Genomic DNA, 25,394 nt, shown 5'->3' with positions numbered 1-25,394 from the left:
GTGTCGGGGCCCCGGACGAGCCGAGCCCGCTTCTCGTCGAAGCGCTCTTCGTGCCCCAGCAGGTTCGATCACGAGGAGCAAGTCGTGTCCGCGATCCACTGGGACGAAGGCCCCACCCGCCGTTCCGCCCATTGGCAGTCCGAGAGCGGCGCGGCCCCGCCGAAGCGCGTCGTCGTCGCCGACGACCGGACGAAGGCCGACCACGCCTACCGTCAGGCCTGCGAAGGGACGGCCCTGCTCTGGCAGGGCGACTTCCACAACGCCCGGCAACTGCTCCAGGCGATGAGCCGCCGCATCGACCGCAAACGGTCCCGTTCCGGCACCTTGCCGAGCGACGCCTCCCCGAGCGAGGCCTTCCACCTGCACCGACGTGCCGTGAGCCACCGCGTCCGCGTGCTCGGCAAGCTTCTGGTGCTGCTCGACGAGGACTACGTGCTGGGGCTGCGCCGGGCCCCCGACGTCCGCCAGGCCTGCCTCGAGGCCTACGGCCCGGCGCAGGGTCCCACGGTGGTCTCCCTCCGCGAGCTGCAGGGAGTCATCGGCGCCCACCAGTGGCGCACGAAAGGCGTCGACGTACCCGCGCTCGGCGCACACATCCACCCCCACTACGGAGTGTTCGCACCCGTCCGTGGCGAGTACGTCGACCTGGTCGCCCAGGCACCCCTGCCGGCCACGATCCGCGACAGCCCGACCGGAAGCACGGCCTTCGACCTCGGTACGGGCACCGGGGTCCTCGCCGCTGTCCTCGCCGAGCGGGGCGTGGACCGTGTCGTGGCCACGGACATCAGCCCGCGCGCCCTGACCTGCGCCAGGGAGAACATCCACCGGCTGGCACTGACCGACCGCATCGACGTCACGGGCCCCTGCCTGTTCCCCGAGGGCCGCGCCGACCTCGTCGTGTGCAACCCGCCCTGGCTGCCCGGCCGTCCGGCCACCTCCGTCGAGCAGGGCGTCTACGACGCGGACAACTCCATGCTCCACGGCTTCCTCGCCGAACTGTCGGCCCACCTCCGGCCGGGCGGCGAGGGCTGGCTCGTCCTGTCCGACCTGGCAGAGCACCTCGGCCTCAGAACACGCGCCCACCTGCTCGAAGCCATCGCGGCGGCCCACCTCCAGATCGAGGACAAGCTCGACACCCGACCCCGCCACCCCCGCGCCACCGACCCCACCGACCCTCTCCACGCAGCCAGAAGCGCGGAGACGACATCGCTGTGGCGCTTGGTGGCGAGCGGGTGACAGTGATGTAGGGGGTCGCTGATTCAGATCGTGGCCTCGATCTGGGCGAGTTGGGCCGCGAGGATTGCGTGGAAGTCCGTTTCGCGGTCGGCTCCGAGGGGGCGGAGGTCGCGGGCGAAGTGGGCCAGGGCGGGGAATTGGTCGGGGTCGGCGCCGAGGACCGCGACGCGGAAGAGTTCCATGCCCTGGTCGTACTCCTCGGGGGTGATGGTGCTGATCCCGGCCTCGGAGGTGATCAGTGCGGTGAGCAGCACCACGATGCGGTGGTAGTGCGCCGGGATCTTCTCGTCGGGCAGGCCGGACGTGCGCAGGGCCTGCAGCACCTCTTCCATGACCAGGCGGGAGCCGGTGCCGCCGGAGGCGTAGCGCCCCCAGACGGTGGCGAGTTGGGGATGCCGGCCGAAGGCGTCCCGTACGCGCAGGGCGAGGCCGGTGATGCGCTGCTTCCAGTCGCCCTCCGGTCGGTAGCCGTCGACGGCGGCGAGCAGGATCCGGTCGGCGACCGCGCGCAGGAGTTCGGTCTTGCTGCGGAAGTGGCGGTAGAGGCTGGAGGAGTCGGTGCCGAGCGTCGCGGCGAGTCTGCGCACGCTGAACGAATCGGCGTCGCCCGTGCGCAGCAGCTCGGCTGCCGCGTCCAGGATCTCTTCGGTCGACCAGCGCCTTCGGCCTGCCATTTCGTCCCTCTCACCGGGTCTGCGGACGGCCTCAGCCTAACTTATGCACTTGGTGTTGCACGCGGTGCGTGCATAATGGGTTCGTGAGTGGGCCGAGTGCCCGTGTCATGACGAGAGGACCCCTGTCGTGAGCAGTCAACTGGACTCCGCAGTGCTGGAAGCCGCCCTCGAGAACGTCCACCGAGCCGGGATACCGGGCCTGTTCGCCGAGGTGCGTGACGGCGACCGGATCTGGCGGGGCGCCGCCGGTGTCGCCGACGTCGAGGCCGGCCGCCCCGTCACCGCCGACATGCGGCACCGCGTCGGCAGTGTCACCAAGACCTTCACCTCCGCGGCCGTGCTGCAGCAGGCCGAGAGCGGGCGGATCGACCTGGACGCGCCGATCGGCCGCTACCTCCCGAAGCTGGTGCCCGGCGAACGCGGCGAGACGATCACCGTCCGGATGCTGATCAACCACACCAGCGGGCTGGCCGAGTACCTCTCGTACGCCTATCCGTCCCTCAAAGCGTTCCCGGACGTCGCGAACACCTCGGCGCAGAGCATGGACGACCACCGGCACACCCGGTTCGAGGCCGTCGAGCTGATCGAACTCGGCGTCACGGCGCCTCCCGAGAGCGCCCCCGGCGACACCCCGGGCCTGTACTCCAACACCAACTACCTGCTCCTCGGCGAACTCCTGGCCCACGTCACCGGCACCACCGCCGCGGACTGCATCACCCGCAACGTCATCGAGCGTGCGGGACTGCGTGACACCGGCTACCCCAACGGTCCGCACGTCGAGGGCCCGCACTCGCGGCTCTACGAGGCGTGGTTCGGCACGATCGACCCGCCGCGCGACTACAGCGTCTTCGACATGTCCTTCGCGGGACTGCCGGCGGCCGCACTGATCTCCACCGTCGCCGACCTCAACCGCTTCTACCGCCTGCTCCTCGCCGGCGAGATCGTCAGCGCGGCGTCCCTGGAGCAGATGCAGCGCACCGTCCCCGTCGTGTCCCAGGAGAGCCGGACCATCGACTACGGACTGGGCCTGTACCCGACGGACGCCCCGGGCCAGGCCACCTTCTGGGGTCACGGCGGCACGGTCTGGGGCGGCGGCACCCTGTCCATGACCCGCGCCGACGGCGGCCGGCAGCTGTCCGTCGCGATGAACCTGCAGCGCTGGAACGCACTCGACGCGACGGGCCGGCCCCGGCCCCACCCGATCGACGCGGCTCTGGACGCCTTCTACGAGTCAGCGCTGTACGGCTGACCGGTCGCGGTCGCGGCGCCGGTCAGCGCGGCGTCCCGGACCGGCCGGTCGCCCGCTCCGCCGCCGTCCGCTCAGCCGCCTCCGCCCGCGCCCGGGCGACGATCGGCGACGACAGCGCTCTGGCCAGCTCGGCCATCCGGGCCGTGCTGGCGAGCGAGGTGAGCCGGCCGACCTCGGCGGGTGGGTCGGCCTCGTGCGGGGCGGTCACCCGTATCCGTGCGGCGGTGAGCATCGCCGCCTCCGCCACGGCCTCCGGCCGCTGCACCGCGGGGCCGACGCCGGCGGCCCGCGCCTCGGCGTGTGCGGTGCGGCGGACCTCCTGGTCGAAGTACGGCGCGCAGGCGATCACCCCGTCACCGATGAGGACCTCCTGCTGGGCGAGGCGCACGGTGGGCGGGTCCCACCAGCGGACCACCGCCGTGATCGGCGCGCCCAGACCGTCCAACTCCGCGCAGAGCGGCCTGAGTTGACGGCAACGTTGCCATGCCAGGAACGTCTCGCCGATCGCCGGACCGATACGCGGCAGCGCGAACCCGGTGCCCACACAGATCCCCGCGAGCAGTGCCATCGGAGGCGCGAAGGCCGTGGACAGCCAGTCCCAGTCGTGCCCGCTCCAACGGGCCGCCAGCGCCGAGAACTTGGCGGCCAGGAAGACCACGTCGAAGGCGAACCCTCCGACGATCAGGATGAGTCCGACCCGGGCAGGGCCACGCAACTTCCGTATCCACCTGAGACCGACCACGGTCAGCGTGGTGCTCGCCACCGAGTGCCCGATCAGATACAGCAGGATCGTCTCGCGCATGAACGGCGTATTGGCGTAGTACGTGTCCAGGTCGCGGACCCGCTCCACGGGCACATCGGCGAGCGCGAACAGCACCACGATGCCGACGATGACCAGGGCGTACGCACCCACCACCCACTGGACTCTGCGGCGCAGCCGTTCGGGCCTGCCGCCCTGCCAGTACAGCATCAGGACCAGGTACGAGGCGCTGAGCGCCGACATCCCGCTGTAGACCAGCGGACCGGAGAAGTTGCTGATGCCCGTCGCGTCGTTCACCGCACGGACGGTCGGCGGGGCCGCCAGGAAGCAGGCGATCGCGCCGGCCATCAACATCGTGACGCCGGCCGTGACCAGCGGATCGCGCCATTCGCCGTGCAGCGTGGCGAACTTGAGGCCGCAGGCGAGCAGCAGTACGGCCGTCGGTATGTAGAAGACCAGCCCGTTCTCCATGTCAGGGCCTCGGAGCAGGGGCGGTCGCCCGTGCGTCGGGGGAGCGGCTTCCGCGGGCGCGGGTGTGGGTGGAGCTCACAATCGGGCTCTTTCCGTGGGGGTGTTGCGGAATTCCGCCACGACGGGCGACGTGTGCAGGGCGCGAGCGACGCCGATCAGGGCATCGCGCGCGGACGGTGGAGGTGCGGCGGGAGCGGAGGCAGGCAGGGGTGGAGTGCGTTCGACGGCCCGTGCCGCGGCCGCGATCATCGCCGCCTGCCCGATCACCTCGGCCTGCGCCGGACCGTGCCCGTACGCGCTCGCCCTGTCCTGTGCGCGGGTGCGGACCGCGTCGTTCAAGTAGGGCCGCAGCAGGGCGAGTCCGTCCTCGATGCCGGCCTCGCGGCGGACGAGATGGACACGAGGTGTGGAGTACCAGGGGATCGCGGCGGCCAGCGGACGGTCGGCCGCGGCGCTCAACTCGCGCCACAGCGGAGCGAGTCGGCGCCAGGTGTGCAGGGTGCGCCACGTCGCCTCCAGGCGCGGCGCCACCAGCGGCAGCAAGATCCCGGAGGTCACACAGACCGCGGCGAGGCCGACAAAGCCGGGCGCCACGACCGAACTGAGCGCGTCCCAGTCCCGGCCGGACCAACGGGCCGCCACAGCAGCCAGCTTCAGGCCGCTGAAGCTCAGATTCAGCAGCCACCCCACGGTCATCGTGTACAGGCCGGCCCGCAGCCACCCCTGCACCTGCCCGGCCCAGCGCCGGCACAGCACCGTCGACGCCACGGCCGCGGTCATGTGCCCGAGCAGATAGAGCAGCACCATCTGCCCGATCCAGGGCGTACGCGCGTAGTAGGTGTCGAAGTCGGTACGCCGCTCGACGGGTGCGTCACCGAGTGCGAACAGGACGACGAGCGCCGTGACCAGCGCCGCGTAACCGAGCGCCCACCGCCTCGAGACGCGGCGCACGTGATCCTCGGGGCCGCCGCGCCACTGCAGGATGAGCAGGAGGCACGCCGCGCTGTACCCGCTGATGATCACGTACACCAGCGGGCCCGAGAGGTTCGCGATGCCCGTCGCCCCGTTGACGAAGCTGATCGTGGTGGGCGCACCGAAGAGGAAGCTCGCGCCCGCGAGGGCCAGCACCAGGCACACCGAACGGACCAGCGGGTCACGCCACTTGAGGAGCGCGGGCAGCTTGACGGCGAGCGCCGCCCACAGGGCGAGTACGGGCAGGTAGTAGCCCCACGTGCGCACGGATCAGACCTGCGGCCGGCCGTCGCCGAGCGAGGCGCTGATCCGTCCGCCGATCCCCGACCGGTCGTACGGTGCTGCGTCGGTCGCCTCCTGCAAGCGGCTCCGGAACTGCGCCGCCGCGTGCAGCGCGAACGTTTCCGCGTCCTGCTCGCTCGCCTCGTCGAACGCGGTGCGCGCCGCCACCTGCCGTACGGCACTGTGCAGTTCGGAACGGTCGCTGAGGGCCTGTGCCGCGCCGCTCGCGGCCTCGTCGTGATGACCGCAGTCGCCCTTGAGGATGTGCCAGATCTCGTGGCAGATGATGGCCAGTTGGTGGAACGGAGTGGCTCGCGCGTCCACCACGATCACGTCGCGATCCGGCATGTCGAGCCAGAGTCCGGTGGCCGTCCGGTGCGGGAACTCCTCCTCGAGCAACACGATCTGGCGGCCTCTGAGTTCGGACGCGGCGGCCAGGAGCGCCGCGAACAGCTGCTCCGGTGCTGCGGGCGCCGGCAGGTCAAGGCGGGCCCCGAGTCGGGCGATGAGGTCCTTGACCTCCCGCGGCCTGCGCCTGCGCACCGTACTTCCCCCTTCGGTGGGTACCGGAGCGCGCGGCGGCGCCCGCCCGGTACTCCTCGCTCCGGTCCCGGCGCACTATGCCAAACGCGGCCTGTATAGACCACACTTGAAAGATTCGGTGGCGCGAGCCCGGGGAGAGAGGCGAGAATTCCGCCTTTGCGGAACGACGGGTGGCCGGGTTGCCGTGCGCCACCCTGGCCGGTTTGCATAAGCAGCAACTCCCGCCACCTGAGCCACACTTGCCGCATGCCGCCGGACGAGACGCTGCCACCGGGCGAGACCACGCCGCCACCGGACGACACGATCGACGACACCACACCTGCCGCAAGCACGACGACCGCACCTCCGGCGCGCGCCCCCGGTGGCCGCGTCACCCTCCGGGCCGATCTCCGGGCTGCGCTGCCCGACGCGGCGGCCGCTTTCGGTGTGACCGCCGCCGTCTTCGCGTTCCTCTACGCGCGGATGGAGTCCGGGGCCTCGTCGACGGTCACGGTCATGCCCTTCATGGACGACCCGACGACGTACTGGATGTACCTGCTCAGCCAGGCGTTCGGCTGGTCGGGCCTGCTGTGGGCATGGGGCACGGTCATGCTCGGGCTGCTGCTCCCGGGCAGGCACGTGGCGCGGCTGCCCGTGTCCCGGGCGACCCTGGAGCGCTGGCACCGCACCACCAGCCTCACCACGATGGCCCTGATGCTCGCCCACGGCCTGATGTTCATGGCCGAACTCGTGCGCTACGAGAACCAGTTGAGCTGGCTCGCCCGTCTGTGGACCGGCTTCGCGGACTCCTTCGTACCCGGCTGGTACGACTCCGGCACCGGCCAGGTCGCCATCCCGATCGGCCAGGCGGCCCTCTACCTCGCCGTCCCGCTCGGCCTCCTCTTCTACGTCCGCCACCGCATCGGTCCCCGCACCTGGCGCCGACTGCACCGCTTCGTCATCCTCGTCTACGTCCTGAGCGTCTGGCACACACTCCTGTACGGCACGAACGTCTGGTTCGGCGAATGGCCCCGCACCGTCCTGTGGCTGCTCCAGATACCCGTCGCCGTGCTGCTCCTGCTGCGCCTGCTCACACCCGTACGGCGGACCGAACGGCTGGGCGGCGTCAGCGATCCCGGCGCCTCACGAACGGCGTGGGTCCTGCGGGCCGGCGGCCGACTCCTGGTCGCCGCGGTGGTCGTCGCCCTCCTCGCCGTCGTGTTCTCGGGACGTGACGGAGGCCGCGAACGCCCCGCCGAGCCACCGCACATGAGCCCGCATCCGCAGGAGACGGAGTGAGCACGTAGCAGCCCGGCCGCGGGTATCCCGACGTATCGCGGGCATCCCGGCGGATCGGGCACAGTGGTGGACCGGGCACAGTGGTGGTGCTGCCCCGGGTCGGGTGCGGGAGTCAGCATGGAGGGGATCACCCCGGGCCCGCCGAGGTGATCACCGGTCGCGATGGGAAGGATTCGGGATGAACGGCGTCGAACTCCGGCCCTGCGCCGGAGCGGGCGAATGGCCCCGCCTCGTCGAGGTCTGGCGGAGCGCGGTCGAGGCGACCCACGACTTCCTGGCCGCAGGTGACATCACCTACTACGAGCAGCGCATCATCTCCGACTATCTCCCCCAACTCGACGTCACCGTAGCGGTGTCGGGCGACGGTGCGCGGATCGTCGGCTTCTCCGGTCTGGCGGACGGCAAGCTGGAGATGCTCTTCGTCGATGCGCGGCAGCGTGGCGGGGGAGTGGGCAGCGCGCTGCTGCGTGACGCACTGGCGAAGATCCCCGGCCTGCTCGTCGACGTGAACGAACAGAACCCGCAGGCAGTCGAGTTCTACCGCCGCAAGGGCTTCCGTACCATCGGCCGCAGCGCCACCGACGGCGACGGCCGCCCGTTCCCGTTGCTGCATCTTGCGGCCGGTGACAGCGGGGAAGGCGACCGGGATGGCCGGTGAGGCGGAGGAGCGGGGTGGACGGCAGGAGCCGGAACTCCCCGGCAGCGCGGGATGGCTGCGGGATCAACTGCGCGCCATAGAACGTCAGTTGGAGCCGGGGTCGCCGACCGGAACGCTCCGTGAATGGACCGACCCCGTACGGATGGTCCACCCCGAACCCCTCGGCCACCGCTATCTCTTCCTCGTCGCCATCGGCGGCGAGGAGCGCCCCGCGGGCCTGGGCCTCGACGACGCGGTGGACACCTTCACAGCCGCAGGGTGGTCGGCGCACACCTCGCACGGTGACTGGAAGGGCGGCGAGATCTGGGGCACGGCCGGGCACGGCGATCTCCGGGTGAGGATCTACTCAGGCAGCGGCCCGGGAATCCTCACGCTCACCGGTTGGACGCCGGTCCTGTTCACCGAACGCGACCTGCGGCAGCCCCACTTCACACTCAGCACGGTCGGGGGCGTGCTCTGCGCGGAGTGCTACGGCTGGGGCGCGTGCATGGACTGCGAGGGCAGCGGCCGCGGTGGCACCGGTGGCTACGGCCGTTGCTGGTGCTGGGGCGGTCAGGGCGGACCCGGCGCCTGTATCGGATGCGGCGGGTCCGGGGAGATCACCTCCGACGCGGCGCTGTGGAAACGCAAGCAGTACGGCCTGTCCGAGCCCGACGGCCCCGACGCGTTCCGCGAGCCGCCGCTCGAGGAGGGCCACGACTCCAATCTCGGCGCCTTCGCCGATGTCGCCCACCGGACGTGCGCATGCGGAGAGTTCCGCTGTCATTGGCGCAACGCCCTCGAGACGTCGGACGATCGGCTCCTCTCCCGCTTCACCGGCCGGTGCCAGGGCTGTGGCGCAGAGCGCGCGTACGCCTTCGCGCTGCCGTACCGTCGCCTGCCCGCACCGGCTCCGCCGCCCTCACCGCCCGGCTGTCCGCGATGCGCGGGTGTGCCGATCCCGCTGACCGGCGGCCTCCACTTCCCCGGGGCGGCGATGCTGCGCGCACAGGACCTCGGCCTCGTGGCACCCCGCCCCGGTGGCTGCCAGGTCCTGCCCGACGCCCCGAACTGGCGCTGCCCCGGCTGCGGTCACGACTGGCGGGACCCCGACGGGCGCCGCCACGCCCGCGTGGTCGACGCGATCCTCGGCGACCTTCCCGCCAGTTGATACGAACGCGTCGCCCCCCAGCCCGCAGGGCCCCGACCCCGGTCCCCCGTACAGGCCCGTACCCGATCAGCCGAGGGGGACGTCCGCCGAGCGCGAGGGGATGGCGTCCAGCGCGGCGAGGGTCTCCTCGTCGAAGGTGATCGCGCCTGCCGCGACGTTCGCCCGCAGGTGGTCGGCGTCCGCCGTGCCGGGGATGAGCAGTACGTTCGGGGCGTGCCGCAGCAGCCAGGCCAGTGCCACCTGCGAAGGGGTGGCGCCGAGGGACCGTGCCGCGTCGAGCACGGCCGGCTCCTCGGTTGCCTTGGGCAGCCCGGGGAACGCGCCGCCGAGCGGGAAGTACGGCACCCACGCGATGCCTTCGCTGCGGCAGAGGTCGAGCAGATCCTCGTCGTCGCGTGCCACGACACTGTAGGCGTTCTGGACGCAGGTGATACCGGCCGGGATCGCCCGGCGCAGCCCGTCGAGTGTCACACTGCTCAGCCCGATCGCGCCGATCTTGCCCTCCTTGCGCAGGGCGATCATCACGTCGAGCTGGTCGTCGAGGTCGACTACCTGGTCCCCCTCGGCCCGCAGGCCGGGGCCGGTGTCCAGGCGGCGCAGGTTCACGAGGGGGATCCGGTCGGTGCCCAGGCTCGCGAGATTGTCCTCGACGCCGGCCCTGAGCTCGTCGGGCCGCTGCGCGGGCCGGAGCGGCAGCGGGCCGCCCGTGTCCGGGGTGGCGCCGACCTTGCTGGCGACCAGGACGTCGTCCTGGTCGCGGACCGCCTCACCGATGACTTCGTTGACGAAGCCGTCGCCGTAGAACTGGGCGGTGTCGAGGTGGTCGACGCCGAGTTCGAGCGCGCGGCGGACCAGTGCGAGGGCGGCGCCGCGGTCGCCGCGCAACCGCTCGAGCTGCATCGCTCCGTATCCGACGCGGGAGACGATGCGTCCGGCGAGCGGACCGGAGCCTCCGGGGCGGGGAACGCCTGAGGCTGTGACCTCGGGGGAGGGGGTGCTGCTGGGAGTCATGAAGGGCCTGCTCTCGTGCGATGATGGGAAAGCGGAGGATCCTCCGTCTAGTCGACCCTAGCACTACCGGAGGTGCCTCCGTTTTGACTTCTGGACCGGCACGCCGTCCCGACGGCCCCCACGGCGCCGACCGCCCGGCGCGGGCCGACGCGCGACGCAATCGCGAGAAGCTCGTCACGGTGGCCCGGGCGGCCTTCGCCGGCGCGGACGTCGGCGTGTCTCTGGAGGGCATCGCCCGCGAGGCCGGAGTCGGCATCGGAACGCTCTATCGCCACTTCCCGACCCGGGAAGCGCTCGTCGAGGCCGTCTACGCAGCCGAACTGGACGAGGTCGCCACGAGCGCCCCCGCCCTGCTCGCCACCTCCCCGCCGGAGGTCGCGCTCCGTGCGTGGATGGACGGCTACGCCGAGTTCGTGGCCAAGAAGCACGGGATGGCCGACGCCCTCCGTGCCGCCTCGGCCGCGGGGAGGATCGCCATGTCGACGACGCGGGAGCGGGTCACCGCCGCGATCGGGACGATCCTCGCCGCCGGTGCGGAGTCGGGTTCACTCCGCGCGGACGTCGAGCCCGCGGAAGTCACCACGCTGCTGGCGGGCGTCCTCCTGGTCGCACCTGCCGACAACACGCCCGAGCAGACCGGCCGCCTGCTCGACCTCGTCCTCGACGCCTTGCGCCCCCGGTCGCACGACTGAACTCCGAGCCCGATCGGGGCTGTTGGCAAGCCAAGGCCGCGAACGGGGCGGGCGTCGTACGGCGGCCCCGGGAAGTCGCAGCACAGGATCGCGCCGATCGCGTACCGCTCACGGCCCGAGGTCCGCTCGCCGAGCAGACGGGCAGCACGAGCAGGACGAGCCCGGACACGAAGACGCCCTGCGCCGCGGCGATCGGCAGCGTCGCCCGACACCCTCGTTCGGCAGGATCTGCTGCGGCTTCTCGCCCGGGTTCTGGACGCTGCCGCCGTGGTTCCGCTCCTAGGGCTCGGGGCGCTCCGCGGTCCCCGCACCGGCAAGGACCGGAGCCGACTGCCGCCCGGTGGGCGGAGGTTGTGTGTCGTGCAGGTCGAGGGATGTCGCCAGGTGGATGACGGCGGACAGCCAAGGACCGGTGGCCGCGCAGGCGTCCTCGCGGTCCAGGGCCCGGAGGAGGTCGTGCAGGAGACGGGAAGCGGTGTGCAGGCCCGTACGGTGCAGCCGTGCCGCGCTGTCGGACAGTGCGCGCCGGGCGGAGCCGGGCAGTCGGCACAGACCGTGGTGCGCCGCGGCGGACAGCGCGACGAGCGCCTCGTCGAGTGCGGACCGCAGTGGGTCGACGGGGCGCGGGGGCGCAGTGGCCAACGCGGTGTCGCCGCTGCCGGAGGCCAGGTCGGGGACCACCACCCCCGAGGACGTCAGGACCGCGAGTGGGTCGAGCACGGCGTCACCGCGCAGGTGGTTCAGCATGCCGCTGACGGCGATGACCCCCGGGGCCGCGAGCGCGGCGGACAGCGAGTCCAGGCCGCCCGGGCACAGGGGGTTGTACTCGGACCGTACGAAGAGCTCGTTGCCGGCCGGGTCGCGCAGGATCGCCTCGAGTTGCTGCCGGGCCGGGTCGTAGCCGATCGATTCCACCCGGTCCACCGCGACCACCCGTACCGACTCCGCCTCGACGCGCGGCCGGATCAGGCGCGGTGGACGGTCGCCGGCCGCGCGCAGGTGGGCAGCGGTGTCCGTCAGCAGCAGGGTGTCCGGGAGGGTGGTCCAGGCCGTGCCCACCGGGGTGATGCCGGTGGCTGCTGTCCGGCCGCGGGAGAGGGTGACCGTGCGGTCGGCTGCGCGGGAGGTGCGCTCGCTGACCACGTTCGCCACGGCCAGGGCGCGCAGCGGGGAACCGAGCAGCCGGCGTGCCGCGAGGTCGTGGCCGTTGAGCTCCTGGCCCTCGGCCGGCTCCCAGCGTTTGCGCAGGACGAGGGCCACTCCGGCGTCCGCGTGGGCGAAGTAGGTCTCGGCGGTACGGTCCCGGGCGGTGCCGCCGATACGGCAGCCGAGCGCGATCAGGCGGACTCGGCGCAGCGGTGTCACCGGCACTTCGCCGGTGCCGAGTACGGCGGCCGGGTCGGTGGCAGAGGCGCGGTGCCGGGCGTGCAGTTCGGCGAGGAGCAGGGCGAAGCGTTCCGCCGAGTAACGGCTGCCGCGCGTCGCGTACGCGTCGAGCTGCTCGCCCAGATCGGCCACCGCGCCCGCGGGCCAGTGCAGTCCGGCGGCGACCAGCGCGTCCTGCGCACCGTGGAGCGAACCGGCGAACACGGGGCCCGCCTGCTGCACGCCGTTGAGCAGGAGGTCGTCGACCAGGGCGAGGGTGGTGCCGAGGACCGAGCCGGGGTCGTCGGGAGGTTGGGGCGCAGGGATGCGGGAGGTGGTGTCGCCGGCAGGGGTGGTCGTGGTCGGGGCGGGGCCCACCGACACCTGGAGCAGACCCTGTGCGGCATCGTCGCCGGGCCCGGGCGGCCGTTCGGCGTCGAGGGTGCGGAACGCCCAGACGGCGAGGGTGACCACCTCGCCCCGCACGGTGCCGGCCGCGTCCGTGTAGGCGTACCCCAGCTCGTCCGGTACCGGGAAGCCGACCGTGCAGGCGGGCAACTCGGCGCGGGGAACGGGGTCTTCAGAGGTCGGCCGGTGCAGTCGGGCCGTATAGCCGCGCCGCCGGGCCCGGCGCGCAGCGGCCAGCGCCGCCCGGCCGAAGGCCGCCTCGAGCGCGTCGTCGCCGAAGGTGCCGGGGGACCAGCCGGTGCAGGGGGCGTCCGTGCCCGCGTCCCCGGGCCCGTCGTCGCCCGCCGAGGTGTCCGCCGTCGTGCGGCCGTACGCCCGGTACGCCAGGACGATGCCGATGACGTGGCGGCAGGTGCCGGGCGCCGGGCAGCCGCACACCGCCCCGTCCAGGCCCGCACCGGACGGCAGCGACGCCGCGGTGCCGTCCGGGAAGGTGCCGAGGACGGTGCCGTCCGCGTCGGTGGTGACGGTGGGGCCCGTGCCGGCCGCCAGGTCCTTCTCGGCGCGTTTGACCAGACCCCGGTTGGCCAGTTTGGCGAGGACGTCGGGGGTGAGGGCCAGCAGGTCCGGGCGGTGCGTCAACTCCGGCCTCCCCTGCCGACCTTCTCCGCCACGAACTCCGCGAGCCGGCTCGGCGTCATCGCCCCCACCTGTGCACCGGCCTCGGCGAGCCGCCCGGCCAACTCCCGGTCGTACGCCGGCTCGGCGTCCTCGTCGAGCGACGCGAGACCGAGGACGACGGTGCCCTGCTCGGTGAGTCCGCGCACGGTGCGCACCAGGCGGTACGGGTCGCCGCCCTCGCAGAAGTCGGTGATCAGGGCGACGATCGTCCGGCGCGGATTCTCCACCAGCTCCGCGCCGTGGGCGAGAGCGCGGGCGATGTCGGTGCCGCCGCCGAGCTGGACACGCATCAGGAGCTCCACCGGATCGCTCACCTCGGACGTCAGGTCCACCACCTCCGTGTCGAAGGTGATCAGATGCGTCTTCAGGCCCGGCAGCCCCCACAGGCAGGACGCGGTCACCGCGGAGTGGAGGACGGATCCGGCCATCGAGCCCGACTGGTCGACGAGGAGCACCAGTTGCCACCGTTCGAGGTGGCGGCCGGCACGTGCGTGGAAGTGCGGGCGCTGGATCAGCACGCGGCGTTCCCGCGGCTGATAGTGGGCGAGGTTGGCCCGGATCGTGGCCCTGAAGTCGAAGTCGCGGGCCAGCGGGGCCCGGCTGGGGCGCCTGGTGCGGGAGCCGGTGAACGCGCGGCGCACCTCGGGCCGAAGGCGTTCCGTCAGCTGCCGGACGACGGTCTCGACGATGCGCCGGGCCGCGGCGAGTACCTGCGGGTTCATCAGATGCTTCGTACGCAGCACCGCGCGCAGCAACGTCTGGCTGGGCTCGACCCGGGACAGCACGTCCGGGTCGGTGACGATCTCCTGGATCCCGTACTGCTCCACGGCGTCGCGCTCCATGCGCTCCACGGTGTCCTTGGGGAACAGCCGGTGGACGTCGTCGAGCCAGTCCACCGCCGTCAGGACCGAAGGGCCGGTGCCGCCCGCGCGCGACTCGCTGCGGCCACGGCGTACGCCGCGACGGCGCAGGTCCTCGTCCCGCCCGTACAGCCAGTCGAGCGCGGCGTCCCGCTCGGCGGCCGGCCCTCTCAGCCCGCCCGTGCTGCGCTCGGCCGGGGAGCCGAGTACGAGCCGCCAGCGCTCGAGTCCCGGTTCGGTGGAGGGCACGGGGGCCGGGGTCGGGTTCTGCTCGGGCGGCGGGTTCGGTGCGGGGGGCGGGTGCCCGGTCATCGGTGGGTCTCCGTTCCCAGGCCGTGCCGGGTGAGGAGTCGGGTCACGCTCTCCTCCAGGGCCTTGGCGCGGGCGAGTTGCAGGGGATCGGCGGTGGTCCGCAGCAGGGAGCGGGCCGAGCCGTGCAGGCCTCGGCGTTCGAGGAGCCGCTCCGCGATGCGCTCCCGATCGCGTGGCGGGAAGAAGGCGAACGCCTGCCGCAGGGCGGGCAACCCCACGAGGAACTCGTCCTCCGTCATCGCCGACACGATGGCGTCGACGGCATCCAGGAGAGCGTCGTCCCCGTGCGTCACCTCCTCACGGGCCAGCGCGAACAGCCCGGCGAGCCAGTCGCCGAGCAGATCCGCGCCCGCGGGCGGCCGGACCGCCGTCGTCCCGCCGGGGCGGTCCGGTGGAGCCGCTGTCGTGTCGCGGGCCCCCTCCGTGTCCCCGGGGCGGGAGGTCGCTGTCGTGTAGTGGGTCCTGTTCGTGTCCTTGGGGCGGGAGGTCGCTGTCGTGTCGTGGGTCCTGTTCGTGTCCTTGGGGCGGGAAGTCGCCGCCGTGTCCCGGGGCCCGTCCGCCTCAGGCGACTGCCCGATTGTCCCCGCCCCCTCAGGCCGGTCGCCGGCCCGAGGTGCCTCGGAAGCGCCGGTACGAGTCGGCGCCCCGGTGTCTCCGAGCGCCCACTGGAGGCCGAAGGCGGCGCCGCGCAGGTGGGCCGGGGCGCGGGGGTCGCGGCTGATGCGGCCGGCGGCGCGGACGGCGGATTCGCGGGTGACCGTGGGCAGTTCGGGGGCGTGCAGCAGCGCGTCGCGGGCCGCGGCGAGTGCGCGCAGCCGGGCGAAGTCCACGCCGGTGCCGCCGTGCAGCCCTTCCGCCAGCCAGAACACCCGGTCCGTAGCGGCCCCGACCACGCCGCCGAGCAGCCGGCCGCGTGCCAGACCGAAGACCCGGTCGTGCCGCCACAGCGCGAGCGCCGTCGCGAGTACGTCACCCAGCGCGCCCAACTCCGGTATGCCTTCGACCTGTTGGGCGAGCGAGTCCAGGAGGTCGGTGCAGAACGGCCCGGCCCCGCACAGCGCCGCGTCGAACAGCACCCGGGACAGCGGCCCGGCGTCCGCGCCGGCAGCGCGGGCCCGCTCGCCGAGGGCCACCGGCGCGGCCTCCTCGAGCCGCGCCCCGTACGCACCCGCCTCGATGAGCGCGGCCTCCCGGCCGTGCGCCGCCTCCGGCTCCCAGCTCTCGGTGAACGACGCGTCCGTCCCGTCCCGGGGTCCCGACACCCGGGCGAATCCGGGGATGCCGAGGATCCGCAGGCGGTGCAGTACGCGGCTGCGCTCCAGGTCGCCCGGAACGGTGAGGTCGAGGTCAAGGTCCGCGGCGGGCGCTGGTCCGGAGCCGGTCGGGGCTCCGGACGGGTTCGGGATATTGAGGCGGGCGCACTGCTCGGCCACGTCGTGCACCAGCGGGGGCAGCGGAGTGTCGGGGTGCAGCCGGCCCACGGCCGTACCGCAGCCCGCCGCGACCATCTCCGCGACGATCGGATGCGCGCCGGGCCCGAGCGGACGGCGGGTGGTCCAGGGCAGTGGCTGCTCCAGAGCATCGCCGATCAGAGCGCCGGCCAGGCCGTCGAGGACGTCGATACGGGTCTCGCAGGGGTGGCCCCGCAGCAGCGCGAGACCCTGCGACAGGCTGCGTGCCGCGATCAGGTCCGCGGTGGACGTCACGATGCCGCGTGAGCGGAGCCGTCCGGCGACCGAACGCAGCAGGCCCTGTGCGGCGGCCTCGGGACCCGACTCCCACAGCTCCTGGTAGTAGCCGGGCGACGGCATCCCGGACTGATAGCCCCCGAAGGCGTCCAACTGCCCGAAGGAGTAAGGCACCAGGTAACTCCCGCCGACCGCACCCGCAACCGGAGCCGGTACCCCGGGCCACCCGGGGGCCGCGGCGTCCGGGCCTTCGGGGGGAGAGGCACCGCTCCCGGGGGAGTGGACGATGACGGTGGCGTCACCACCGCCCGCACAGCGGCCCGCACCCTCCACCGCATCCCGCAGCGCAGGCCGGTGAAAGCCCCCGGTCACCACAAGGACCGGCCGGTCGCCGGCCTCCGTCACCGCGGCCCGTACCCATGACGCCATGTACGCCTCGCGGGCCTGGTCGCCGGGGTCCGCCGCCGCGTCCCCGCGCACCACGTCGAAGTAGGCCGCGAGCCGGTCGGAGAGATCGCCCGGATCGGTGACCTCGAACAGGCCGTCCCAGAGCGCGTCCACCGAGTCGACCGCGAAGTGCGCACAGAGCCGCCGGGTGGCCTCCGCGTGCCGGGCCTCCGCGTCGGCGTACCGGTTGGTGTACTGCACGCCGTGGTCCGCGAACGCCGGATGCCAGGCCGGCAGGTCGATGAACCGCACCTCGGCGCCCCGCGCCCGGCCCTCCCGCAGCGCCACCCACTCGGGCGAGTACGCGCACAACGGCGCCCAGGAGGTGGCGATCCGCGACGCGTCGCGGTAGTGGCTGAACACCGCGACGGGCAGCCGGTGTTCGAGCAGCAGCTCGTCGAGCCGGTCGTTCATGTCCGCCGGGCCCTCCACCAGGACGTACGCGGGCCGCAGCGTCTCGATCGCGTGCGCGACCAGGCGCGCGCACGCGGGTGAGTGATGGCGTACGCCGAGGAACACGGCGCCTCGTCCGGCACCGGACCCGGCCCCCTCCGCGTACCGCCCCGCCCCCGGCGACGCAGCCGCCCCCGCAGTCGTATACGCAGTCATCAGTCGCCCAGGAGGTGGCGTGCCTCGTGCAGTTCGCGCCACTGCGGGCCCGAACGGCGCGGGACGTCCTGCTCCAGGAAGCGGCGCAGTCGCGCCAGGTCCTCCGGGCTGTCCTTGGCCGCGGTGCCCGCGAGCCCGGCCACCACGTCCGCCGCCGTGCCCTGCTCGCCGCGCAGGAACCAGCCCCGTACCCCCACCGAGTGGGCCACCGACACCGCCTCCGCGGTGCTCATCACCGTGGACATCCGCTCGCCCTGCCCGGTGGTGCCGCGCAGTTCGCGGAAGGTGCCGACCAGGACCTCGAGGACGTCGCGGCGCGGCGGCGGCCGCACACCGGACTGCCGGAGCAGGGCCGTCGTCTCGGCCTCCACCAGGGCCAGTTCGGTGGCGAAGTCGGGGATCGGGAAGACCGTCTCGAAGTTGAAGCGGCGCTTGAGGGCGGCGCTCATCTCGTTGACCCCGCGGTCGCGGGTGTTGGCCGTGGCGATGACGTTGAACCCCTGGCGGGCGAACGTCAGGCCGTCGGGGCCGTCGAGTTCGGGGATCGCGACGACCCGGTCGGAGAGCAGGGAGAGCAGGCAGTCCTGCACCTCGAGCGGACAGCGGGTGATCTCCTCGAACCGTACGATCCGCCCCTCGGCCATCCCGCGCAGCATCGGCGCGGGCACCAGGGAGCGCGGTGAAGGGCCTTCGGAGACCAGGAGGGCGTAGTTCCACCCGTACTTGATCTGGTCCTCGGTGGTGGCCGCGCCGCCCTGCACGGTCAGCGCCGAGGTGCCGCTCACCGCCGCCGCGATCAGCTCCGACAGGAGCGATTTGGCCGTGCCCGGCTCGCCCACCAGCATCAGACCGCGGTTCGTCGCCAGCGTCACCAGGGCCCGCTCGACCAGCGAGGTGTTGCCGACGAACTTGCGGCTGACGCCCGCCGCTTCGTCACCGACGACGAAGCGTCGGGCGGCCCGCAGACTGAGCTGCCAGCCCGGCGGGCGCGGATCCTCGTCGGCCGCCCGCAGCGCGGCGAGCTCCGCGGCGTACCGGACCTCGGCGGGCGGGCGCTGGTGCCGCTCGGCCCCGTCGGCCGACATATCGGCGGCTGACGAGCCGGCTGACGAGCCGGCGGACGAGCCGGCCGACGAGCCGGCTACGGAATCGGCCGCCGAACCGATCGGCGGCGGCCCGCCTTCCGACGAAACCGGCACCGTCGGCCCGGTCATCGCCCGGTCACCTCCGTCAGGTCCGTGAGCAGCTCCGAGACCGTCACCGGATCGAGGTCACCGAGCCGCAGCGGATGGTGCACATCGCGCTGGAAGTAGGCGCTGGCCGAGTCGCCGAGCCACACGACCCGCAGGGTCTGGTCGCCGAATTCGTGCACCATGCCGACAGGGATGCCCGGGGTGAGGTCCAGATTCAGCCACCTGCCCCGGCCGACCCGCCGGGACATCCATTCCTCCATACCCCCGTCCTGCGGCGCACCGCGCTCCCAGCCGCGCTGGGTGAGCCCGAGCAGCTTGCCGACGGGGACGGCGATCCCCTCGAAGCGGGCGAGCCGATAGCCGGCCGCCTCCTCCTCGGTGAGTGCGTACGCCGGACGCCCCAACTGCCGGAACGGCTGCAGGATCTCGTAGTCCGCGAACAGCTCGGACCAGACGTCCTGCTCCGCACCCAGATCCAGCGGATGCGCGACCCGCACGGCCGCCTTCTCCGGCAGCGTCAGCGCATCGTCCTCGACGTCCGCGAACGTACGGTCCTCGGCGACCCGGAAGGAGCGCACCGTGCCGTCCGCCTCGCTCAGCCACACCAGCCGTCGCACCAGATGCCACAGCAAGGGGTGGGCCACGAACAGCCTGTGGAACTCGTCCGTCGTCCACGACCGCTGTGTGACCATCGCCTGCTCGAGCCGAAGGACCTGGTCGGACGCGACCGTACGGACGTCCTTCTTGAGTGCCGCGAACCGCTTGCGCTCGGCAGGCGCCAGCTCCTGGTCGTCCTTCACCCCGGGCGCGGGCAGCGCCTTGCGGACCTTGCCGGCCTCGTCCCGCACGAACGGCCGCAACTGCTCGTCGAAGCCGACGGTGAACCGGCGCGGGCCGTAGTCGACGACCGTGCTGCCGTCGGCGTCCAGGCCGAGGTCGGGAACCAGTCGGTCGCCCAACTGCTCTGCGGTGAGGCCGAGTTCGTCCGCGACTTCGGTGATCTTCTCTGCGGCGCGGGCCCTGAGGCCTTTGAACTTCACCCGCTGCGAGATGCCGTGCAGATGCATCAGCGCCACATCGCTGCCGATCGCCGCGAGTACGTCGAGCCCGGCGACCGCGCGCTGGTGTGCGGCCTCGCCGGGCCAGATGCGCAGCAGCGGGCTGAGGCGGCGCACGGTCTCGTCGTCGCCGAGCAGGCCGAGTGCGTCAAGGACCCAGCCCTCCTTGCCCGGCATGCCGACGAGCTGCCACCGCTCGAACAGGCCCCAGGCGAAGGCCGCGAGGGACGCGGGCGTGCAGTGCTGCCGCAGTACGGCCACGCCCGGGTAGGTGTCGCCCGGCCGGGACATCGCGAGCATGGTGAGTGCGTGCCGGGTCGCGTCGGCGCAGAGTGCGCCGCCGCCGTCCGTCAGCAGGATCTGCGGCAGCGCCGCGGGGTCGGCCCAGGCAGGCAGCGCCGGGACACGCTTGGGCAGCGCGAACTCCATCGGGTCGCTGTCCAGGATCTCCGCGACGATGCCGGCCGCCTCCTGGCCACCGGGCGCCGCGGCCTCGCGGACCGCCTCGATTCCGTGCCGTACGGCGAGGAGCTTCAGCGCCGCCTCGGCGCCACTGCGAGCGGTCCCGACCGGGCCGACGGCGGCGGGGAGCAGATACGGAACGGCCGCCAGGCCGTGCCGCGCGAGCCAGCCGCGGGCCGTGGACTCGGCCGCCTTCGCCTGCAGCAGCCAGTCGCCGACGAGCGCCGCGACCTCGGTGCTGAGGAACGGCAGGACCACCGCTCGCATCCCCGCCGTCTTGGACCGGGCCGCGCCGAGCACCAGCCCCAGCGCGTCGGTCCCGAACTTCGCGGCCAGCGGCTTGAGTTGAGTCTCGTTCCCATAACTGACGGGTGCGTAGTCGGGTAGGAGTGCGCGGATCTCGTCCGTGGGCCCGAACAGGAGCAGCGGGACGGCGCGCGCGACGGCGCGTTCCCTGCCGGCGCGCAGTTGCTCCATGCGCTGTGCCAACTGGTCCTCAGGTACCGCCCGTTGATGAATCCAGCGTGATACGACCGACCACTCCTCCTCCTCGCCGGGCTCCCACACCAGCTGCGGCTCGGGCGCCGCGGGAAGTGTGCCGGCCACCCGGGGCTCGGGCGCCTTCGGGCGCTTGCGGGCCCATGGCGGGTCGGCCAGGACTGCGGGCAGCGCGGTGGCGGGCGCATCCGCCACGCGGTCGCGTCCGTCGAGCAGCGGCGCGATCCGGTCCACCACCTCCGGGGCGAGGTCCCCCAGCGCGGCCTCCAGCAGTGTGCGGTGGGCCAGGACGTGCTGGGTGAGCCAGCCGGCCGCGGACTCCGCCTGCTTGCCCCGGCCGCCCGAGGCCACGGCGGCGAGTACGCGTGTGGCCCGCAGCGGATAGCGCTCCATCGCGCGGGCCAGGCTCGCGCGCACGTTCTTGTCGCCCGCGTGTGTCACGAGGATCCGCAGGGCGTCGTCGTTCGGCAGTTCGGCCAGGGCGCGGGCCACCCAGCGGGTCTCGCCGGCGCTGGGTGTACCCGTCAGCGCCTCGTCGAGCAGCGGTGCGAACGCCTGACCGGTGCCTTCGGCGAGGGTGGCCGTCGTTCTCATGCTCCAGTCGGCCGGGACCAGATTCAGCGGTCGCGGGAACTTCTCGACCTGTTGGGCGGAGCCGAGCGAACACAGCAGCATCGCCCGAAGTTGCGGCCCGGCCGCATCCGCCTCCGAGCAGCATTCCTCCACCCATCCCTGCTCGCCGGGAACCAGGTAGGACACCACGATGCGGCGGCGCAGACAGTCCCGGGACTCGGCGAGGGCCGCTACGACCTCCGCGTACGTGTCGTCGTCGGAAACGGCGATCAGGGCGCGGATCCGGTCGGAGACGTAGTACCGCATCGGGTACGTGCGGAGCGACCCGTCATCCGGTTCCCGCACGAGGTGCCGGTCCCGGCGCTCCCTGCCGCGCTGTGTCCATCGCGCCGCGACGTCGCTGTAGGCGACCGCGGCCCGGGCGGCGAACGGCAGGCCGTGGGTCAGTACCCAGGCGTCCGCCATCCTTCCGTCGCGGAGATCCCAATGCGGGTTCATCGCCGTGACAGCCGCGACGCCCAGCGGATTCGGGCTGCCGTCCAGGTGAGCGCGGGCAGCGGCGACGATCTGGGGGTCGCTGTCCGGCGAGGTGAGGAACGCCTCGTTCGATTCGGCGGTGTCGGCGAGGCGGGCCAGCGCCGCCTGCGCGGCCTCCGGATCCGGGGGCGGCACGCGTTGTGTCGACACCCCACGTCGGGGGTGGACGACCTTTCGCCACGACGCCGGGATCTTGAAGCTTTCCTCATCAGGGAACACCACGGCGACATCACCGCCCGCACCGTCCACGGAACCCCCGTCCCCCGTCACTTCGCCGCTCCGCACCGAACCGTCGTCCCCACCCCGAAAACCCTCCACGGTCTCCTCCTCCTCGACGCACATCACGGTGTGCCCCCTCCGGCAACTGCCGCCACACTAAACGGCCCCACCGACAACACGGCCCCCGCGCCTCTCCCCGCCCCCGTCGTGCGCTCGGCGCAGGTCTCGCCCAGGTCTGGCGCAGGTTGAGCAGGGCTCACCGCCGGATGAGCGATCGGTGCTTGTTCCCGCTCCGGCCCGGGGCGACCATGGGCCGCGCGGGGCTCGTCACCGCGCCCCGGAGACCGCTCAAGGCGGACCACCCATGCCGCAGGGCAAGCTCATCCACTTCGTGGCCCAGTCCCTCGACGGGTACATCGAAGGGCCGCAGGGCGAGTTCGACTGGACCGTCATGGACCCCGAACTCTCCGCGTACTCGCAGGAGGTGAGTGATGTCGCGGACGCGTTCCTGCACGGCCGGGTGGTGTGGGACATGATGTCGGGCTACTGGCCGCGTGCCGAGGAGATCTCGCACCACGAGCACGACCTGAAGTTCGCGCCGATCTGGCGTGAGAAGCCCAAGTACGTCGCCTCCCGCACCCTGGAGAAGGCCGACTGGAACACGCGTGTCCTGAGCGGCGACGTCGCGGCCGAGATCCGCGAGATCAAGGCGTCCGGCACGAACCTGGTCCTCTTCGGCGGCTCCTCCCTCGCCGCGCACCTCACCGAGCACCGGCTGATCGACGAATACTGGATCTCCGTGCACCCGGTGGTGCTGGGTGGCGGCAAGCCCGTCTTCCAGGACCCGCAACGCTTCGGCGTACGTCTCCTCGATGCCCGCACCTTCGACTCCCAGGTCGTCCTGATGCGCTACGCCCCGGCGTGAACTACCGCTGTTTCAGGGGGTGTCGCCCAGATCGCGGCCACTGAGGGCGGACTGCACGAGAGCCAGGAGCTCCGTGTCCGTGACACCGGCACCGCGGGCCCCCTCGACCAGGTGGTCGATCAGGTCGGGGATACGGGCCCGCTCCGGGGTCGCGGTGACGACCGCACCGCGGCCCGGGCGCAGGTCGATCAGGCCCTCGGCCTTGAGGATCTGGTAGCCGCGCAGGACCGTGTGCATGTTGACCTCCAGGAGCCGGGCCGTCTCCCGGGCGCTGGGCAGCCGGTCGCCGAGCGCCAGTTCGCCCTCCGTCAGGGAGCGTCGTACCGAGGCCGCGATCTGTTCGGCCAGGGGCCGGGGTGCGGCCGTGTCCACTCTGATCAGCACGTCGCTACGCCTTCGGGTCCTGGCGCGCGACGAAGTCGTTCAGCAGTGCCGCCGCCGTCTTCGCGTCCCGTACGACGACGAGGAACTCGCGCCCGTGCGTCAACTCGATCCACAGCCCTTCGCCGGACGCCCACGCGAGACCGCTGCGGCGGCCCACTCGCCGGTAGCCCCAGCCGCCGAGGTCGGTCAGCGGATGGATCCGCGCGGCCCGCGCCCGCTGCACCTGGTCGAGGGCGATGACCCGGCGCGGGAAGGCGAGCCACGGCAGGCGCAGCGCGAAACCGTGTCGGGTGACGCTGGCCCGCAGCTGCGAGACGACCAGCATGACGACGCCCAACGGCAGGGCGATCCACGTGAGTTGACGTACCTCGACGAGCAGGCCGATCAGCCCCGCGGCGACGAGCGCGGCGCCGGCCACCTGGACCCAGGCGGGCGACGCGGGCGCCACCCACACGGCCTGCTCACCGGCGCCGAGCCCGATCGACGACGGTTGCTCACCGGTGGCGTCCCGCGACCCGTCGTGCGCAGGGGTGAGCCAGGCGCCGAGGAGGCCGGCCGCGAGGGCCGCCAGGACGCACCAACCCAGGTTCCAGATGGGCAGTTCGGCCTGCAGTCCGTCGTCCACGTCCGCGTTGGCGAGCACGGTGAGGACGAACGCCACGCCGAGTCCGACCGGCAGCGCGAAGGCCGTGACGTACACCGGCCGGGACGGTGCGTCGTCGCGGTGGGCGATCAGGGCGAGGGTGACGGCCAGGGCCAGGAAGACCACCAGCACGATCCACACGAACGCCGGTTTCGCCGCCACCCGGTCGGCGCCGTCCGTGCCGAAGTGGACGGCCACCGGATCGGGCAGCCGGGCCCACTGGGTGGCGGCGACCACGCCCACGGTCAGGCCCGCGAGTACCGCGGGCAGGGCGGCGAGGGTGGCGCGCCGTTGTGGCGCGGCAGCCGGGATCGATCCGTTCATGGAGGGCCTCCCGCTCGTCTCGTACGCTGATTGTTCGCATCATGCTAGAACAATGGGCCGCAGATGGCGAGCCCGCGTATCGCCGGACGGGGAGGCCGGTCAGGGCGGAGTGCCATCAACCAAGCGTCAACAGGCCCTACAGAGCGTGGAGTTGAGGTGCACCCGCACCCTCGGACGGAACCTCTCAGGCGGAACCGTCGCGGCCCGTGCCCGACCCGGTCCACGCCTCCGCCTCGCGCACGACCGCATCGACATACGCGGCGCGCACCCCGGTCGGCGGCTGTCCCGCGGGCCACAGCAGGCCGAACTCGACGGGCGGGGTGTCCGAGAACGGCACGACGGTGACCCCGGGCCGTGCGTAGAACGTGTCCGCCCACGTCACCACCATCGTCACGCCCTTGCCGGCCGCGACCTGCAGGTGGAGCTCCTGCCAGTTGGTGCCCATGGGGCCGTGTGGGATCGGACGCCCGGACGGCGTGGCACGCGGGAAGTACACGTCGAGCCAGCTCTGCGGGATGTCACCGCTCGGAGCGAGCAGTTCCACGTCCGCGAGGTCCTCGAGGCTCACCGTCGGACGCGTGGCGAGCGGGTGGCCGGACGGCACGAGCAGCGCGCGGGAAGTGGTGTGCACCACCGGACCGTGCGCGATGTCCGGCTCGTCGACGGGCAACTCCGTCACTTGCAGGTCGAGTCGACCGGACCGCAGCAGCCCGAGCGGATTGCCGAGCGGCACCTCGCGGATGTCGACGTCCCAGCCGGCGTACGCGGTGCGGACGGTGTCCGCGGCCCGCAGCAGCAGCTCACCGATCGGTGACCCGGAGTAGCCGATCCGCACGGTCCCGGTGGAGGTACCGGCCGTCTCCACGGCACGCGCGAACGCCTGCCGGATCTGCCGGTGCGCGGGGATCAGATCGTCCCGCAGCTGCTTGCCGACCGCGGTCAGTGCGACACGGCGGCTGCTGCGCTCGAACAGGGGCGCACCGATGCGCCGCTCGAGCCGCTTGATGGTCTGGCTCACCCGGCCCTGGGACAGCCCCAGCCGCTCCGTGGCCCGCCCGAAGTGCAGTTCCTCGGCCACGGTCAGGAACGCCTCGATCTCGTGCCGCTCCACCCGTGCCTCCCCGATCAGTGAGTAGCGCTCAATCATCACTGAGTCCGACACACATGGTCCAGCCATCCAACCGGCACCGCGGCCCGCCCGACGGCTGCTTCCAGCTGCCCGTGATCGATGA

The 25,394-nt window shown here is 72.7% G+C and carries 20 protein-coding genes; 7 read left to right on the top strand and 13 right to left on the bottom strand.

Annotated elements, in window-relative coordinates:
• Positions 1–84: 84 nt before the first annotated feature.
• A complete protein-coding gene (locus DSC45_RS17070; protein ID WP_119291740.1) occupies positions 85–1,236 on the top strand; it encodes a methyltransferase in 1,152 nt (383 codons plus the stop codon).
• A gap of 23 nt (positions 1,237–1,259) precedes the next feature.
• Here DSC45_RS17070 and DSC45_RS17065 read toward each other — a convergent pair whose 3' ends face one another.
• Positions 1,260–1,910, bottom strand: coding sequence for a TetR/AcrR family transcriptional regulator (locus DSC45_RS17065; RefSeq protein ID WP_119291738.1), 651 nt, complete (start codon positions 1,908–1,910; stop codon positions 1,260–1,262).
• 127 nt (positions 1,911–2,037) lie between these two features.
• On the opposite strand from DSC45_RS17065, the gene DSC45_RS17060 reads away from it, so the two are divergent.
• A complete protein-coding gene (locus tag DSC45_RS17060; RefSeq protein ID WP_119291736.1) occupies positions 2,038–3,159 on the top strand; it encodes a serine hydrolase domain-containing protein in 1,122 nt (373 codons plus the stop codon).
• Positions 3,160–3,181: 22 nt separating this feature from the next.
• Here the strand turns inward: DSC45_RS17060 and DSC45_RS17055 are convergent, their stop codons facing one another.
• The 3 genes from DSC45_RS17055 to DSC45_RS17045 all read right to left on the bottom strand — a co-directional run bounded on the left by DSC45_RS17055 (position 3,182) and on the right by DSC45_RS17045 (position 6,187).
• A complete protein-coding gene (locus tag DSC45_RS17055; RefSeq protein WP_119291734.1) occupies positions 3,182–4,390 on the bottom strand; it encodes a DUF6545 domain-containing protein in 1,209 nt (402 codons plus the stop codon).
• A gap of 75 nt (positions 4,391–4,465) precedes the next feature.
• Positions 4,466–5,629, bottom strand: coding sequence for an MAB_1171c family putative transporter (locus DSC45_RS17050; protein ID WP_119291733.1), 1,164 nt, complete (start codon positions 5,627–5,629; stop codon positions 4,466–4,468).
• Positions 5,630–5,632: 3 nt separating this feature from the next.
• Positions 5,633–6,187, bottom strand: a complete 555-nt coding sequence (locus DSC45_RS17045) for a toxin-antitoxin system, toxin component (RefSeq protein WP_119291731.1) — start codon at positions 6,185–6,187, stop codon at positions 5,633–5,635.
• Positions 6,188–6,433: 246 nt separating this feature from the next.
• Here DSC45_RS17045 and DSC45_RS17040 point away from each other — a divergent pair, with 246 nt between their 5' ends.
• The 3 genes from DSC45_RS17040 to DSC45_RS17030 all read left to right on the top strand — a co-directional run bounded on the left by DSC45_RS17040 (position 6,434) and on the right by DSC45_RS17030 (position 9,273).
• Complete coding sequence (locus DSC45_RS17040) at positions 6,434–7,465, top strand: ferric reductase-like transmembrane domain-containing protein (RefSeq protein WP_119291729.1); 1,032 nt, start codon at positions 6,434–6,436, stop codon at positions 7,463–7,465.
• Between the two features lie 178 nt (positions 7,466–7,643).
• Positions 7,644–8,123: an acetyltransferase gene (locus tag DSC45_RS17035; protein WP_119291727.1), complete on the top strand. Its 480-nt coding sequence runs from the start codon at positions 7,644–7,646 to the stop codon at positions 8,121–8,123.
• Entirely contained in the window at positions 8,089–9,273 is a 1,185-nt protein-coding gene (locus DSC45_RS17030) for a hypothetical protein (RefSeq protein WP_162929249.1), read from the top strand. Before DSC45_RS17035 ends, DSC45_RS17030 begins: the two co-directional genes overlap by 35 nt.
• Positions 9,274–9,339: 66 nt before the next feature.
• Here the strand turns inward: DSC45_RS17030 and DSC45_RS17025 are convergent, their stop codons facing one another.
• Positions 9,340–10,284, bottom strand: a complete 945-nt coding sequence (locus tag DSC45_RS17025) for an aldo/keto reductase (RefSeq protein ID WP_119291724.1) — start codon at positions 10,282–10,284, stop codon at positions 9,340–9,342.
• A gap of 83 nt (positions 10,285–10,367) precedes the next feature.
• Between DSC45_RS17025 and DSC45_RS17020 the strand changes: the two genes are divergently transcribed.
• Positions 10,368–10,976, top strand: coding sequence for a TetR/AcrR family transcriptional regulator (locus tag DSC45_RS17020; protein ID WP_240434675.1), 609 nt, complete (start codon positions 10,368–10,370; stop codon positions 10,974–10,976).
• Between the two features lie 279 nt (positions 10,977–11,255).
• On the opposite strand, the gene DSC45_RS17015 is transcribed toward DSC45_RS17020, so the two are convergent.
• The 5 genes from DSC45_RS17015 to DSC45_RS16995 form a co-directional block, all read right to left on the bottom strand.
• Complete coding sequence (locus DSC45_RS17015; protein ID WP_119291723.1) at positions 11,256–13,391, bottom strand: hypothetical protein; 2,136 nt, start codon at positions 13,389–13,391, stop codon at positions 11,256–11,258.
• Positions 13,388–14,602, bottom strand: coding sequence for a VWA domain-containing protein (locus DSC45_RS17010; protein ID WP_119291721.1), 1,215 nt, complete (start codon positions 14,600–14,602; stop codon positions 13,388–13,390). The genes DSC45_RS17015 and DSC45_RS17010 overlap by 4 nt, the downstream gene beginning before the upstream one ends.
• Positions 14,599–17,256: a DUF5682 family protein gene (locus DSC45_RS17005; RefSeq protein ID WP_119291719.1), complete on the bottom strand. Its 2,658-nt coding sequence runs from the start codon at positions 17,254–17,256 to the stop codon at positions 14,599–14,601. Before DSC45_RS17005 ends, DSC45_RS17010 begins: the two co-directional genes overlap by 4 nt.
• Before the next feature lie 89 nt (positions 17,257–17,345).
• Entirely contained in the window at positions 17,346–18,560 is a 1,215-nt protein-coding gene (locus tag DSC45_RS17000) for an ATP-binding protein (RefSeq protein ID WP_240434674.1), read from the bottom strand.
• Positions 18,557–21,985: a DUF4132 domain-containing protein gene (locus tag DSC45_RS16995; RefSeq protein WP_240434673.1), complete on the bottom strand. Its 3,429-nt coding sequence runs from the start codon at positions 21,983–21,985 to the stop codon at positions 18,557–18,559. The genes DSC45_RS17000 and DSC45_RS16995 overlap by 4 nt, the downstream gene beginning before the upstream one ends.
• 265 nt (positions 21,986–22,250) lie before the next feature.
• Here DSC45_RS16995 and DSC45_RS16990 point away from each other — a divergent pair, with 265 nt between their 5' ends.
• Positions 22,251–22,811 carry a dihydrofolate reductase family protein gene (locus tag DSC45_RS16990; RefSeq protein ID WP_119291715.1) on the top strand — a complete coding sequence of 187 codons (561 nt, stop codon included), beginning with the start codon at positions 22,251–22,253 and terminating at the stop codon, positions 22,809–22,811.
• A gap of 12 nt (positions 22,812–22,823) precedes the next feature.
• Here the strand turns inward: DSC45_RS16990 and DSC45_RS16985 are convergent, their stop codons facing one another.
• The 3 genes from DSC45_RS16985 to DSC45_RS16975 form a co-directional block, all read right to left on the bottom strand.
• Positions 22,824–23,195: a GntR family transcriptional regulator gene (locus tag DSC45_RS16985; RefSeq protein ID WP_119291714.1), complete on the bottom strand. Its 372-nt coding sequence runs from the start codon at positions 23,193–23,195 to the stop codon at positions 22,824–22,826.
• 4 nt (positions 23,196–23,199) lie between these two features.
• Positions 23,200–24,162 carry a DUF1648 domain-containing protein gene (locus tag DSC45_RS16980; protein WP_119291712.1) on the bottom strand — a complete coding sequence of 321 codons (963 nt, stop codon included), beginning with the start codon at positions 24,160–24,162 and terminating at the stop codon, positions 23,200–23,202.
• 184 nt (positions 24,163–24,346) lie between these two features.
• Complete coding sequence (locus DSC45_RS16975; RefSeq protein WP_119291710.1) at positions 24,347–25,309, bottom strand: LysR family transcriptional regulator; 963 nt, start codon at positions 25,307–25,309, stop codon at positions 24,347–24,349.
• Between the last annotated feature and the right edge of the window lie 85 nt (positions 25,310–25,394).

It is taken from the genome of Streptomyces sp. YIM 130001 (assembly GCF_003574445.1).
In the GTDB taxonomy this organism is placed as follows: Bacteria; Actinomycetota; Actinomycetes; order Streptomycetales; family Streptomycetaceae; genus Streptomyces.
Note: the sequence above shows the minus strand (reverse complement) of the source record. Positions and strands in the feature narration are given on the sequence as shown.

What these genes read in the sequence shown, in the direction of transcription:
- DSC45_RS17065 (WP_119291738.1), bottom strand. Translation starts at nt 1,910, where the DNA reads ATGGCAGGCCGAAGGCGCTGGTCGACCGAAGAGATCCTGGACGCGGCA.
- DSC45_RS17055 (WP_119291734.1), bottom strand. Translation starts at nt 4,390, where the DNA reads ATGGAGAACGGGCTGGTCTTCTACATACCGACGGCCGTACTGCTGCTC.
- DSC45_RS17040 (WP_119291729.1), top strand. Translation starts at nt 6,434, where the DNA reads ATGCCGCCGGACGAGACGCTGCCACCGGGCGAGACCACGCCGCCACCG.
- DSC45_RS17035 (WP_119291727.1), top strand. Translation starts at nt 7,644, where the DNA reads ATGAACGGCGTCGAACTCCGGCCCTGCGCCGGAGCGGGCGAATGGCCC.
- DSC45_RS17025 (WP_119291724.1), bottom strand. Translation starts at nt 10,284, where the DNA reads ATGACTCCCAGCAGCACCCCCTCCCCCGAGGTCACAGCCTCAGGCGTT.
- DSC45_RS17010 (WP_119291721.1), bottom strand. Translation starts at nt 14,602, where the DNA reads ATGACCGGGCACCCGCCCCCCGCACCGAACCCGCCGCCCGAGCAGAAC.
- DSC45_RS17000 (WP_240434674.1), bottom strand. Translation starts at nt 18,560, where the DNA reads ATGACCGGGCCGACGGTGCCGGTTTCGTCGGAAGGCGGGCCGCCGCCG.
- DSC45_RS16990 (WP_119291715.1), top strand. Translation starts at nt 22,251, where the DNA reads ATGCCGCAGGGCAAGCTCATCCACTTCGTGGCCCAGTCCCTCGACGGG.
- DSC45_RS16980 (WP_119291712.1), bottom strand. Translation starts at nt 24,162, where the DNA reads ATGAACGGATCGATCCCGGCTGCCGCGCCACAACGGCGCGCCACCCTC.
- DSC45_RS16975 (WP_119291710.1), bottom strand. Translation starts at nt 25,309, where the DNA reads ATGATTGAGCGCTACTCACTGATCGGGGAGGCACGGGTGGAGCGGCAC.